At 57.7% G+C, this 13,197-nt stretch carries 12 protein-coding genes; 10 read left to right on the top strand and 2 right to left on the bottom strand.

Annotated features, from left to right (window positions below; translation table 11 throughout):
- Window positions 1-102: 102 nt before the first annotated feature.
- Together ACO6EE_RS00555 and ACO6EE_RS00550 are read left to right on the top strand one after the other, a co-directional pair.
- Window positions 103-267: a DUF6968 family protein gene (locus tag ACO6EE_RS00555; RefSeq protein WP_485958592.1), complete on the top strand. Its 165-nt coding sequence runs from the start codon at window positions 103-105 to the stop codon at window positions 265-267.
- Between the two features lie 337 nt (window positions 268-604).
- Entirely contained in the window at window positions 605-1,471 is an 867-nt protein-coding gene (locus tag ACO6EE_RS00550; protein ID WP_485958591.1) for a DUF808 domain-containing protein, read from the top strand.
- Between the two features lie 324 nt (window positions 1,472-1,795).
- Here the strand turns inward: ACO6EE_RS00550 and putA are convergent, their stop codons facing one another.
- Both putA and putP read right to left on the bottom strand, forming a co-directional pair.
- Window positions 1,796-5,395: a bifunctional proline dehydrogenase/L-glutamate gamma-semialdehyde dehydrogenase PutA gene (putA, locus tag ACO6EE_RS00545; RefSeq protein WP_485958590.1), complete on the bottom strand. Its 3,600-nt coding sequence runs from the start codon at window positions 5,393-5,395 to the stop codon at window positions 1,796-1,798.
- Window positions 5,396-5,669: 274 nt separating this feature from the next.
- The gene (gene putP / locus ACO6EE_RS00540) at window positions 5,670-7,187 is read right to left on the bottom strand and encodes a sodium/proline symporter PutP (protein WP_485958589.1); all 1,518 of its coding nucleotides are present in this window, start codon (window positions 7,185-7,187) and stop codon (window positions 5,670-5,672) included.
- A gap of 682 nt (window positions 7,188-7,869) precedes the next feature.
- Here putP and ACO6EE_RS00535 point away from each other — a divergent pair.
- From ACO6EE_RS00535 to hpf, 8 genes are all read left to right on the top strand, one after another.
- Window positions 7,870-8,418, top strand: coding sequence for a KdsC family phosphatase (locus ACO6EE_RS00535; RefSeq protein ID WP_485958588.1), 549 nt, complete (start codon window positions 7,870-7,872; stop codon window positions 8,416-8,418).
- Window positions 8,415-8,996: an LPS export ABC transporter periplasmic protein LptC gene (gene lptC, locus ACO6EE_RS00530; RefSeq protein WP_485958587.1), complete on the top strand. Its 582-nt coding sequence runs from the start codon at window positions 8,415-8,417 to the stop codon at window positions 8,994-8,996. Before ACO6EE_RS00535 ends, lptC begins: the two co-directional genes overlap by 4 nt.
- Window positions 8,974-9,492, top strand: a complete 519-nt coding sequence (gene lptA / locus ACO6EE_RS00525) for a lipopolysaccharide transport periplasmic protein LptA (RefSeq protein WP_485958586.1) — start codon at window positions 8,974-8,976, stop codon at window positions 9,490-9,492. The genes lptC and lptA overlap by 23 nt, the downstream gene beginning before the upstream one ends.
- A 10-nt stretch (window positions 9,493-9,502) precedes the next feature.
- Window positions 9,503-9,883, top strand: a complete 381-nt coding sequence (locus ACO6EE_RS00520) for an MmcQ/YjbR family DNA-binding protein (protein WP_485958585.1) — start codon at window positions 9,503-9,505, stop codon at window positions 9,881-9,883.
- A 258-nt stretch (window positions 9,884-10,141) separates the two neighbouring features.
- On the top strand, window positions 10,142-10,498 hold the full coding sequence (locus ACO6EE_RS00515) for a hypothetical protein (protein ID WP_485958584.1): 357 nt from the start codon (window positions 10,142-10,144) through the stop codon (window positions 10,496-10,498).
- 80 nt (window positions 10,499-10,578) lie between these two features.
- Entirely contained in the window at window positions 10,579-11,313 is a 735-nt protein-coding gene (gene lptB, locus ACO6EE_RS00510) for an LPS export ABC transporter ATP-binding protein (protein ID WP_485957026.1), read from the top strand.
- 18 nt (window positions 11,314-11,331) lie between these two features.
- On the top strand, window positions 11,332-12,702 hold the full coding sequence (gene rpoN / locus ACO6EE_RS00505; RefSeq protein ID WP_485958583.1) for an RNA polymerase factor sigma-54: 1,371 nt from the start codon (window positions 11,332-11,334) through the stop codon (window positions 12,700-12,702).
- 43 nt (window positions 12,703-12,745) lie between these two features.
- The gene (gene hpf, locus ACO6EE_RS00500) at window positions 12,746-13,066 is read left to right on the top strand and encodes a ribosome hibernation-promoting factor, HPF/YfiA family (protein WP_485958582.1); all 321 of its coding nucleotides are present in this window, start codon (window positions 12,746-12,748) and stop codon (window positions 13,064-13,066) included.
- The last annotated feature ends 131 nt before the right edge of the window (window positions 13,067-13,197 follow it).

Below are 13,197 nucleotides of genomic sequence, written 5' to 3'. Positions count from 1 at the left end.
ATGGTGAATGTATGCATAGAATCATAGGATATAGAGAATTACGTACAGGAAAACGAATACAAGGCATATATTTGCCAATATAAAATAAGCAAACATGATTATTTGGATGAGGGCAGGGTAGTCGGTGAAGATATGCTGCAAGCTATTTATTTAGCCATGATCAAACTAGGCGTCATCCTGTCTCACACAGATTATTGGAAAAAGGAAAATTTATCTTGGTATGGGGACAAAAATCTTGGGTTTCCCTTACCCGATCATTTAAACTAGCGAGTAGCAACTGCATTTTTAACTCCGTCGGGCAAAAATTAAGCACGGGACAAAGCGGCAAGCCGCAGGCAGTACGGCAAGGCGAGCCAACGCCGTATGAGGAAATAAGCAATTTGGCTATAATGTCGCCGTATTCCAGCCCAACACACCCAAAAGCACCAGCATAAGGATTTTCAGGTAGCCTTCCGCCATGTCCAAAAGGCTACCTGAAATTTATAGTGAATTAAATTTAAACCAGTACAGCGTTGGCTCGCCTTGCCGTAACGTGTGTACTGTCTGCGGCTCGCCGCCTTGTCCTGATTTAAATTTAATCCACTATATATCAAAAGGATTCAAAATGGTTTTCTCCTCCCTCCTCACCCTGCTCGACGACATCGCCTCCGTGCTCGACGACGTGGCCTTGATGACCAAAGTGGCCGCCAAAAAAACCGCCAGCGTGGTGGGCGACGATTTGGCGCTCAATGCCAACCAGGTAACCGGCGTGCGCGCCGACCGCGAGCTGCCCATCGTGTGGGCGGTGGCCAAGGGCTCGCTGGTGAACAAGCTGATTCTGATTCCCGCCGCCCTGCTGCTTTCCGTGTTCGCCCCCGCGCTGATTACGCCGCTCTTAATGCTCGGCGGTGGTTATTTGTGCTTCGAAGGCGTGGAAAAACTACTGCACAAGCTGATGCACCGCCGCGACGGCAGCGCACATAGCGTGCCCGACGAATTGATCGACGAAAACGCCAAAATCAAAGGCGCCATCCGCACCGACTTCATCCTCTCCGCCGAAATCGTCATCATCGCCCTGGGCGTGGTGGCCGAATCCAGCCTCACCACCCAAATCATCAGCCTGCTGCTCATCGGCATCGGGCTCACCGTGTTTGTGTATGGCATCGTAGCGTTGATCGTGAAGGCCGACGACTTCGGCTTCGCCCTGATGCGCCGCCCTGCTAGCGCTGCGGTTGGTAAAGCCATTATTTTGTTTATGCCGTGGTTTATGCGCGGCGTCAGCATCGTGGGTACGCTGGCCATGTTCCTCGTGGGCGGCGGCATTTTTGCCCACAATTGGGGCGCACTGCACCATTGGCTGCACGAACACCACTGGGACAGCGGCCTCACCAGCACGCTTGCCTACCTAATCACCGGCCTCGTCGTGGGCGCGGTTGCCTGCGCGGTGGTGTTGCCGCTGATGAAGCTGTGGGAAAAGCGGCGGCAGGATTGAGTTGGCGCATAGTGCAATGGAAGGCTACCTGAAAGCGCAGCTTCAACGCAGTCAAAACGCAACGTAGCAAAGTTCCTGCGAAGCTAAAAGTTTCAGGTAGCCTTTTTCTTATCTACACACGATAGACTGGATACTTAACATCGAGCAAAGCATTTGATATTTCCAATATAGTGAATGCAAGCAAGAATGCTGCTGCATTGGCTCGCCCAGCCGTTCCAGTGCTACTGTCTGCGGTTTGCCGCTTCGCTCCATTCTCATTTGCACAGTAATAAAGGCTACCTGAAAGTTTCAGGTAGCCTTTTTCTTGCCTACACAAGCGCTGGTTTAGTCGCCTGCGGCCATCAGGTGGGCGTTGCCGCCGGCGGCGGTGGTATTGATGCTGCAGGAGGTTTCTTCAAACAGCTGCAGCACGTCCACGCCGTGTTGGGCGTTGATGATGCGCACCAGTGCACCGTCACTGCCGGCCAGTGTCTGTTTGAGTTCCACCGGCAATTCTTCCAGGGCAACCACATGGCTGATGCCGGCGGAAGCGGGCGTGGCGGAAGTTTCCAGCAGGTCGGGAGCCTGTTCGGCGTAGGCGGCCAAGGGATGCTGGTCGGACACGAGGGCGGTGATGCCGGAGCCGGCAAGCTCAACCCAGGCAGCAAAGGCTTGGGGCAGGCTGCCGCCGTAGAGCCACACGCGTTTGGGCGCCTGCCAGCTCAATACGTTGTGCTCGCCGGTGGGGCCGCACAATACTTGCTCGGCTTGGCGCAGGGTGTGTACGCGGGCGCGGCCGAGGCTGCCGGCCAAGTCCAGTTTCTGCTCTTGGGTGAGCGGCAGGCTTTGCAGCAGGGTTTGCAGGCGGTTGAGCGCGTCTTCGTCGGCTTGGCCGCTGCGGGTGAGCGGGGGCGTGCGCCAGCTGTTGAGGTGGCTGAGGCGTTGCAGGTAGAAGGGACCGCCGGCTTTGGGGCCGGTGCCGGAGAGGCCGTGGCCGCCGAAGGGCTGCACGCCCACCACGGCACCGACGATGTTGCGGTTCACATAAAGGTTGCCGGCTTCGATGCGGCGGCGGATGTGTTCCACCGTGCCGTCGATGCGGCTGTGAATACCGCCGGTGAGGGCGTAGCCTTTGGCGTTGATTTGGTCGATGAGCTGGTCGAGCTCGTCGGCGCGGTAGCGGATAACGTGCAGGATCGGGCCGAACACTTCGCGCTGCAAATCGTTCAAATTGTTCAATTCAAACAGGGTAGGTGCGATGAAGGTGGCGTTATCGGCATTTTCAGGTAGCCTGATTTGATGGCTGGATTTGGCGATACCTTTCATGCGGTCGATGTGGCTTTGCAGATTGGCCTGCGCTTCGGCGTCGATTACCGGGCCGATGTCGGTGCTCAGCTCGGCTGGGTTGCCCACGCGCAATTCGTCCATTGCGCCGCGAATCATGTTCACCATGCGGTCGGCCACGTCTTCCTGCACACACAAGATACGCAGGGCGGAGCAACGCTGGCCGGCACTGTCGAAGGCGGAGGCAAGTACGTCAACGCATACCTGCTCGGCCAGCGCGGTGCTGTCCACAATCATGGCGTTCTGGCCGCCGGTTTCGGCGATCAGCACAGGCTGGCCGCTGCGGCGGGCGAGCGATTGGTTAATGAGGCGAGCCACTTCGGTAGAGCCGGTGAACACCACGCCGTTGATGCGTTCGTCTTGCGTGAGGGCGGCACCCACATCGCCCGCGCCGAGCACAAGCTGCAGCACGTTGCGCGGAATACCGGCTTCGTGCATCAGCTGCACGGCGCGGTAGGCGATCAGGCTGGTTTGCTCGGCGGGTTTGGCCACCACGGTGTTGCCTGCGGCCAATGCAGCCACCACTTCGCCGGTGAAGATGGCCAGTGGGAAGTTCCACGGGCTGATGGTGATGATGGTGCCCACACCTTGGCTGTTTTCAGGTAGCGTGTGTTCGGCTTCGTCGGCGTAGTAGCGGCAGAAATCCACGGCTTCGCGCACTTCGGCGATGGCGTTGTTCAGCGTTTTGCCGGCTTCGCGCACGGCCAAAGCCATCAGCTCGGGCATGTGCGCTTCCATCAGGTCGGCCAGGCGGCGCAGCATGGTGGCGCGCTCGGCGGCGGAAACGGCAGCCCAGCTGCTTTCGGCGGCTTTGGCGGCGGCGATGATTTCCGGTACGGCGGCGGCCTCTACGAAGGCGGCGCTGCCCACTACTTCGCTGTGGTCGGCCGGATTGCGCACTTCATGCGCGGCCTGGGTTGGGGCAGCCACGGCCAAAAGCGGCACGGCATGCAAGGGCGAGGCAGCAGCATTGTTCATAACGGTTTGCAGCTCTTGCAGCGTGCTTTCGTTGCTCAGGTCGAGGCCTTGCGAATTGAGGCGTTCATTGCCATACAGATTGCGCGGCAGCGGCAAGCTGTTGTTGGGATGAATACCTTGTTCGGCCAAGGTGTCGAACGGGCTGCGGATGAGGGTGTCGATGCTGATGTTTTCATCCACAATCTGGTTTACAAACGAGGTGTTCGCACCGTTTTCCAACAGGCGGCGCACCAAGTAGGCGAGCAGGGTTTCATGCGTGCCCACCGGCGCATACACGCGCACGCGCCGTCCCAAGTTTTGTGGGCCGACCACTTGGTCGTACAGGGTTTCGCCCATGCCGTGCAGGCATTGGTGTTCGAACTGTTTGCCTTTGCCCATCTGGTAAATCGCGGCCAGGGTGTAGGCGTTGTGGGTGGCGAATTGCGGGAACACGGCGTCTTGCGCATCCAGCAGTTTGCGCGCGCAGGCCAAGTAGGAAATGTCGGTGTGGACTTTGCGGGTATAGGTGGGATAGCCATTCATACCGTCCACTTGCGCCCATTTGATTTCGCTGTCCCAATACGCGCCTTTCACCAGGCGGATCATCAGCTTCTGATTGTTGCGGCGGGCAAGGTCGATTAAATAGTCGATTACGAAGGGGCAGCGTTTCTGATAAGCCTGCACCACGAAGCCAATGCCGTGGTAGCCGGCCAGATCGGGATCGGAAACCAGGGCTTCCATCAAATCGAGCGAGAGTTCGAGGCGGTTGGCTTCTTCGGCGTCGATGTTGATGCCGATATCGTATTTTTTGCCGAGCAGGAACAATTCTTTCAGGCGCGGCAGTAGCTCGCTCATCACGCGGTCGTGCTGGGCGCGGGAATAGCGCGGGTGGATGGCGGAGAGTTTGACGGAAATGCCGTTGCCTTCATAAATGCCTTTTCCGGCGGCATCTTGGCCGATGGCGTGGATGGCGTTGACGTAGTCTTGATAGTAGCGTTCGGCATCGGCTTCGGTCATGGCGGCTTCGCCGAGCATATCGAAGGAATAGAGATAGCCGAGTTTTTCGCGTTCTTTGCCGTTTTTCAGGGCTTCTTCGATGGTTTGGCCAGTAACGAACTGTTTGCCGAGCATGCGCATGGCATAGTCTACGCCTTTGAGGATGAGCGGCTCGCCGCCTTTGCTCACGATGCGGGTGAGCGCGTTGCCGAGGCTCTGGCCGCTGGGGGCGGCAGCAAGTTTACCGGTTACCAGCAAGCCCCAGGCGGCAGCATTTACAAATAGAGAGGGGCTGTTGCCGAGGTGGCTTTTCCAGTTGCCGCCAGAGATTTTGTCGTGGATGAGTTTGTTGCGGGTGGCTTTATCGGGAATACGCAGCAGGGCTTCGGCCAAACACATCAGGGCGATGCCTTCTTCGCTGGAAAGGGAGAACTCATGCATCAAGGCGTCCACCCCGCTGGCGCGGCGCCGCTCTTCGCGCACCTGCTTCACCAGCCGGCGGGCGAGCCGGTCGGCGGCGGTACGCTCGTCTTGGCTCATCTGGGCGCGTTCGAGCATATCCTGCACGGCTTCAACTTCGTCGCGGCGGTAGGCATCGGTAACGGCTTGGCGCAGGCTGGTTTGTTGGGGGTGGGCAAACTGGAACATGGTTGGTCTCCGTGGTTGGTGGGGCTGCCCGATAAACCGCTTTTCAGGTAGCCTCTGTTTCGTTATGAATAGCTGCTTGGTTTGAACTTCGGTAAAACGGCATCATAAACCAAACTGCGGATAATGTGAAAGAATGTTTGGCAAGGATGGGGCTTGGTTAATCGCTTAAGGGCTGGCTGAAAAGGCCAGGAGCGGTTGCAGCTAGCCTGAAGCCTTTTGATACGGGCAGTTTGAAGGCTACCTGAAAACTTTTCAGGTAGCCTTTTGTCGCCCTTTATTTCGCGGCGCGGTAGTCTGCATCGGCTTTTTCGAAGCGTTGGCAGATTTCCTCGGAAGGTGCTTTGCCAACCAGCGATACAGCTACGGCAGTCAGGCCGCAGACGATGAAGCCGGGGATGATTTCATACAGCGTAGCCATGCCGGCGTTGGCCAGCGCAGGATTCACCACCTGTACCCACAGCACCACCACCGCAGCGCCGGCAATCATGCCTGCCAATGCGCCGTTGGCAGTCATGCGTTTCCAGAACAGGGAAAGGATCACGATGGGGCCGAATGCCGCGCCGAAGCCGGCCCAGGCAAATTCCACCAGTTGCAGCACTTTGCTGTCGGGGTCAGCGGCAATCAGGATGGCGATAACGGCCACTGCCAACACCATGATGCGGCCAATCCACACCAATTCTTTTTGCGGCGCGTTCGGGCGCAAGAAGCCTTTGTAGAAGTCTTCGGTAATGGCGCTGGAGCACACCAAAAGCTGGCAAGACAAGGTTGACATCACGGCCGCCAGAATCGCGCTCAAAATCACACCGGCAATCCACGGGTTAAACAGCAGGGTGGACAAGGCGATGAACACGCGCTCGTGGTTGCCCTGCATGGCCGCGGCTTGCTCGGGATGGGCGCCGAAATAGGCGATACCAAAATAACCCACGGCCACTGCGCCGCCCAAACACAAAATCATCCAAGTCATGCCGATGCGGCGAGCACCCACCAGCGATTTCACACTTTCGGCGGCCATGAAACGTGCCAGAATGTGTGGCTGGCCGAAGTAGCCCAAGCCCCAGGCGGCGGTGGAAATGATGCCGATGAAAGTCGTGCCGTGCAGCAGGCTGCCGTATTCCTTGCCGCTGGTAGTGGCAGCGGTTTGGATGATGGCGGAAACTTCATCTGCACCGCCCGCACCCAAATACACCATCACCGGCGTGAGCAGCAGGGCAAAAATCATCAGCGTGGCCTGCACAGTGTCTGTCCAGCTCACAGCCAGAAAGCCGCCGATAAAGGTGTAGGCAATGGTGGCGCCCGCACCCAGCCACATGGCGCTGGTGTAGCTCATGTCGGTGAACAGGCTTTGGAACAGGCGGGCACCGGCCACAATGCCGCTGGCACAATAAATGGTGAAGAAAAACAGAATGATGAACGCGGAAATCACTTTCATCGCCTGCCCTTGCGCGCCGAAGCGGTGGTGGAAATAATCGGGCAGGGTGAGCGCGTTGTTGTTGTATTCGGTATGTACGCGCAGCCGTCCGGCCACCAAGAGCCAGTTGAGATACGCGCCAATAATCAGGCCGATGGCAATCCAAGATTTGCTCAGGCCGCTCAAATACACTGCGCCCGGCAGGCCCATCAGCAGCCAGCCGGACATATCCGAAGCCCCGGCCGACATGGCGGTAACAAACGGGCCCAAGCTGCGGCCGCCGAGGATATAGTCGTCGAAATTGCGGGTGGAGAAATAAGCCGCGAGGCCGATTAACAGAACGGCAACCAAATAGATGCCGAAGGTGATATACATCGGGTTCATGAGCTGCTCCTTGTTGTTATCTTTGATTTCCTAACCGCCTCGTGGCGGTTTGATGGTGTATCGCTAAAGCACCTATTTCTTCTTACCGCGTCGGCTTGCCTTGCCATACTGCTCGTACTGTCTTCGGCTCGACGCCTGGTATGAAAAAATAAGTGCTTCAGCTATGGCCGCCTGCTGTAAAAACGAGCAACCTGGTTTTGCTTATACTGGAAAACAACAGAATAAGTCAATATGCGTAAAGAAACTTGCAAATAACCTGCGGGAGGAGAACAAAATCAATCCAATTGAGAATGAAAAAGGCTACCTGAAAACACAGGCTTCAATAGGGTGAAAACAAAGTTTTAACGAACTGAATCGATGTTTTGATGAAGCTCAGGCTGGTGTTTTGATGAGATGAAAGCGTAAGCTCGGATGAAGTACGCCAGGCGTCAAGCCGATTGCTGCTGAAGTGGTCCGTACAAGCAAGATACTAGGCCGAATAGGCTAGATGGAAATATATTTCCTATTGTTATCATATTATTACTGCAACTCAAACCCAAAAAAGGCTACCTGAAAACCATTTGATGTTTTTCAGGTAGCCTTTTCTTTGCGCCACCGTGCCAAGCAAAAACCATGCCGAACGGGTTTGTGCCCGTGCTAGAGCATGTTATCATGGGTCTAATTCGAAATTGAGATTGCCCGCATGAGCCCTATTCTGCCTGAACTGCCCGAATACCTGCGCCGCCGCGCCGCCGAAATCAAACTGCTGATTATGGACGTGGACGGCGTGCTCACCGACGGCCGCATCTTCATCCGCGACAACGGCGAAGAAGTCAAAGCCTTCCACACGCTCGACGGGCACGGCATCAAAATGCTGCATCAATGCGGCGTGCAAACCGCCATCATTACCGGCCGCGACGCCCCCTCCGTGGCGATGCGCGCCAAACAGCTCGGCATCCATCACTACTTCAAAGGCATCAGCGACAAACGCGCTGCCTACGCCGAATTACGCGAAACCGCCGGTGTGGCCGAACACGAATGCGCCTACATCGGCGACGACGTGGTGGATTTGCCCGTGATGGTGCGCTGCGGCCTGCCCGCGGCTGTGCCTGAAGCGCACGAATGGGTGCTGCAGCACGCCGCCTACATCACCCGCCGCCCGGCCGGCGCCGGTGCTGTGCGCGAATTGTGCGAAGTCATCATGCAGGCCAAAGGCTACCTGAAAACCGCTTGGGAGCAATACACAGAATGATTAAACGATTCGGCGGCTGGTGGTTTCCGCTGGTGTTGGCACTCGCGCTCGGCGGCGTGAGCTTCTGGCTCGACCGCATCAGCCAGCTCGAAACCGAAGAAACCCCGCTCGATCCGCACGAGCCGCAATACCAGATTTTCGGCATCCGAGGCCGCCGCTTTGCTGCCGACGGCAGCCTGGCCCAGCAGCTCACCGCCACCCGCGCCTGGCAGTTTCCCAACCGCCAAGACGGCTATTTGGCCGATCCCAACGTGATGTTTTCGCAAGGCGGGCAGATGGTGTACCGCATCACTGCCGATCAGGCACACTATATCGGCAGAGAAAACCAAGTGGTATTTGAGAAAAACGTGGTATTCGACAAACCCGCTATGAACGGTCAGCCCGCCGGCCGCCTCAAAACCGACAGCCTCACCGTCAACACCCAAACCCAAACCGCCCACACTCAAGATTTGGTGAACTATCAATACGGCGCCTCCCACGGCACCGCCCAAGGCATGACCTACAACCACAAACAAGGATTGCTCAACCTTTCCTCCCGCATTAAGGCCGTGATTTATGACCCCAAACAACAGCATTAAACCCGCCCGCGTCCTCCTCCTCGCCGCCGCCCTGCTGCTGCCCGCCGCGGCTTCTGCGCTCACCTCCGACCGCAACCAGCCCATCCAAATCGAAGCCGACCAAGGCTCGCTCGACCAAGGCAACCGCAGTACCGAATTTTCCGGCAACGTGGTTATCCAGCAGGGCACCATGTATATCCGCGCCGCCAAGGTGCGCGTGGTGAAAGCCGCCGACGGCGCGCAAACCATGACCGCCTCCGGCAGCCCCGTACACTTCGGCCAGCAGCTCGACCGCCAAGGCACCGTGAAAGGCCAGGCCGCCCGCGTGGAATACCAATCCGCCACCGGCATCGTGAAACTCAGCGGCGGCGCCAAGCTCGAACGCGGCGGCGACCGGGCCAGCGGCGACACCATTACCTACAACACCCGCACCGAAGTTTATACCGTGCTGGGCGGCAGCCGCAGCAACGCCAACAAAGGCCGCGTGAGCATCACCATCCAGCCGCAGCAGAAATAAGGGAGGTGGGATGAAGGCCGAAACCCTGTTTGCCGAAATGGCCGAACGCTACCGCGCCGCGCCCGACCATCTCTTTTCCCGTTTCCCCGAATACGCCGTATTCCGCCACAGCGGTAGCCGCAAATGGTTTGGCGTGTATCTGCCCGTGCCGGCAGAAAAACTCGGGCGCGCCCCCGGCCGCACCGTGCCCCTGCTCAATGTGAAATGCCGCACCGAGCACATCGGCGCCATGCGCGCCCAAGCCGGCATCCTGCCCGCCTACCACATGAGCAAAGAACACTGGCTGAGTATCGAATTGGAACAGGCCGACGACGTGCTGATCCGCCAACTGATTGACGACAGCTTCCGCCTCACCCAAGGCAAAACCGCGGGCAGAAAACAGACTACCTGAACGCCTGCAATACTGGTTTCAGGTAGCCCCAAACGGTTTCGGGCAGCCCGCATTTGAGGCTACCTGAAAAAATATAGTGGATTAACAAAAATCAGGACAAGGCGGCGAGCCGCAGACAGTACACACGTTACGGCAAGGCGAGCCAACGCTGTACTGGTTTAAATTTAATTCACTATAAAACGCTTTTGCATCGCTAAACAGGATGTTTCAGGTAGCCCCATACCGCACAGGCTACCTGAAACCGAAAACCAAGCAACCATGAATATCCGCGTCTTCCTCCTAGCCTACCTGGCCATGCTAACCGCCTGTGCCGCCCCGCAACCTGCCGCCACCGTTGCGCCAAGCATGCCCGGCGCCCAGCCGGAGCAGCAAACCGCCAACCGCGTGCTGATTGTGTTATACGACCCCGCCGTCGGCTCGGAGCCACTGCTTCAGGCCATGCGCGAAATGCAGGCTGAATTGGTGTACCGTTATACAAACATCAACGGCATCGCCGCCCGCATCCCGCCGCAGCAGGATATGGCGCAGGCCATCCGCCGCTTGGGGCGCGTGCCAGGCGTGTTGCAGATGCAACGCGACCAAATAATGCAGCTGCAAAACCCTGCCGCACATTGAACCCGCGTATGGCAGCCCTATTTTTCAGGTAGCCTCTGCGCTGCCCGTGATACCCAACCAACCCAAGGAAAAACAACATAATGACCACACCGCACAGCCGCCTCAGCGTCAAACAGCTGCGCAAAAGCTTCAAACAGCGCCAAGTGGTGCAGGATTTCTCGCTTGATATCGAAAGCGGCGAAGTGGTTGGCCTGCTCGGCCCCAATGGCGCGGGCAAAACCACCAGCTTTTATATGATTGTCGGCCTGGTGGCTGCCGATCACGGCACCATCCGGCTGGACGGCCACGAGCTGCGCCACATGACCGTGTATCAGCGCGCCCGCTTAGGCCTGGGCTATCTGCCGCAGGAAGCCTCGATTTTCCGCAAGATGACGGTGGAAGAAAACATCCGTGCCATCCTGCAGTTGCACGAAACCGACCGCCATACCATCGAATCGCGCCTCAACGACCTGCTGGCCGACCTAAACATCACCCACTTGCGGCAAAGTCCCGCTCCCGCCCTCTCCGGCGGCGAACGGCGCCGCGTGGAAATTGCCCGTGTGCTGGCCATGAGCCCGCGTTTCATCCTGTTGGACGAACCTTTCGCCGGCGTTGACCCGATTGCCGTGATCGACATTCAAAATATCATCAATTTCCTCAAACAGCGCGGCATCGGCGTGCTGATTACCGACCACAACGTGCGCGAAACGCTGCGCATCTGCGACCGGGCCTATATCATCAACAACGGCGCCGTGCTGGCCAGCGGCCGCCCCGAAGAATTGGTGGGCAATGAAGAAGTACGTGCCGTGTATCTGGGCGAGAACTTCGATTACTAAGGTTTCAGGTAGCCTAAAATGACCCAGCAATCCGTCAAACTCAAATTGCGCCAAACCCAGCAGCTCAATCAAAAGCAGCAGCAATCTTTGCGCATTTTGCATATGTCTTCGCTGGAATTGGCCGAAGAAGTGGAAAGCTGGCTGGCCGACAACCCCCTGCTCGAACGGCCGGAATACGACCCGGCCGACAGCGGCGAGCCCGAACCCCATTATTCCGCTGCCCTGCCCGTTACCCGCAAAACCAACAGCATGGAAGAGAGCGACGTGTGGGAAACCGTGGCCGACGAAGCCGATTTCCGCCGCATGCTGCACGAGCAGGTGTGCGAACACCCGCTAGACGAAGACCAGGCCGCCCGCGTGCATTTGCTCATCGACTACCTCGATGATCAAGGCTACCTGAACGACAGCCTCACCGACATCGTGGAAAACTCCCCGCTGGAATGGATGCTCGATGAAGACGATATGGCCGAAGCCCTGCGCCACCTGCAACAGTTCGACCCCGCCGGCGTGGGCGCGCGCGATTTAGGCGAATCATTATTGCTCCAGCTGGCGCGGCAGCAGCCGGACGACACCGTATTCTGCGCCGTGCAACTGGTGAAACATTTCCTGCCCGACATCGCCAAAAGCAGCCTGCCGCAGCAAGTGCGCAAAAAATTCCCCCAATACAGCGCCGCCACCATCGAAGCCGCCCAAGCCCTCGTCGCCTCCCTCAACCCCTTCCCCGCCTACGGCCTTTCCGGCTCCGGCCACACCGAATACGTCGATCCCGACGTGTGGATCCGCCCCGATCCCGAAACCGGCAAATGGATGGTGGGCATGTACCGTCAGGCCTGGCCGCAGGTGCAGCTCAATCAGGAATATTCCGACCTACTCGCCGAATACGGCAGCGAAGCGCCGGAGTTGAAACAAAAGCTCAATGAGGCTAAAGTATTGCTAAGCTCGCTGGAGCAGCGCAAAAGCACCGTGTTGCGGCTGGCCGAAACCATTCTGGAGCGTCAGGCCGATTTCTTCTCCTTCGGAGCCATCGGCCTCGTGCCGCTTACCATTAAAGAAACTGCCGCCAACCTCGGCCTGGCCGAAAGCACGGTGTCCCGCGCCGTGAACCAAAAATATTTGGCTTGCCCGCAAGGCGTATTTCCGCTACGCTATTTTTTCAGCCAGGCAGCCGCCTACAGCAGCGAAGAAGACGGCGACGGCATCAGCGCCAACGCGGTGAAGGCTCTGATTGAGAGCCTGATTGCCGCCGAAGACAAACGCAAACCGCTCTCCGACCAAGCCATGTCCGACCGGCTCGCTCTGCAAGGCATTGTGCTCGCCAGGCGCACCGTGGCCAAATACCGCGAAGAACTCAATTTCCCGCCTGCGCACCAACGCAAGCAGAAAGCCTAGCTTGCCGCCGCGCGCAGCCAACCCACCTGTAAAGGAGTGAGCTATGAACCTGAAAATCAACGGAATCAACATCGAGGTTACCGAAGCCCTGAGAGACTACATCAGCGGCAAACTCGAACGCATTGTCCGCCACAGCGACAACGTGATTTCCGCCACCGTTACCCTGTCGGTGGACAAACTGGTGCAGAAAGCTGAAGTGGATTGGCATATGGCCGGCAAAGACCTGCACCTCGACCAAACCGACAAAGACATGTACGCCGCCATCGACCTCTTGGTAGACAAACTTGACCGCGCTGTACTCAAACATAAAGAGAAAAAACAGCAGCACCGTGTTGAACCCAGCGGCAAGCTGAGCATCGAATAAACTTTGAACCGCCCGATTGGGCATAGATAAAGCAGGCTGCAAAGCCTGCTTTTTTAGGCATAAGTAACAAAAAAGATGCTAAAGCCCCCCGCAAGCCTTATCCTGCAAGGCTTTAAACGGAGTCAAAACTT

The organism is Eikenella sp. (genome assembly GCF_057315495.1).
This window is presented reverse-complemented; position numbering and strand designations above follow the sequence as displayed.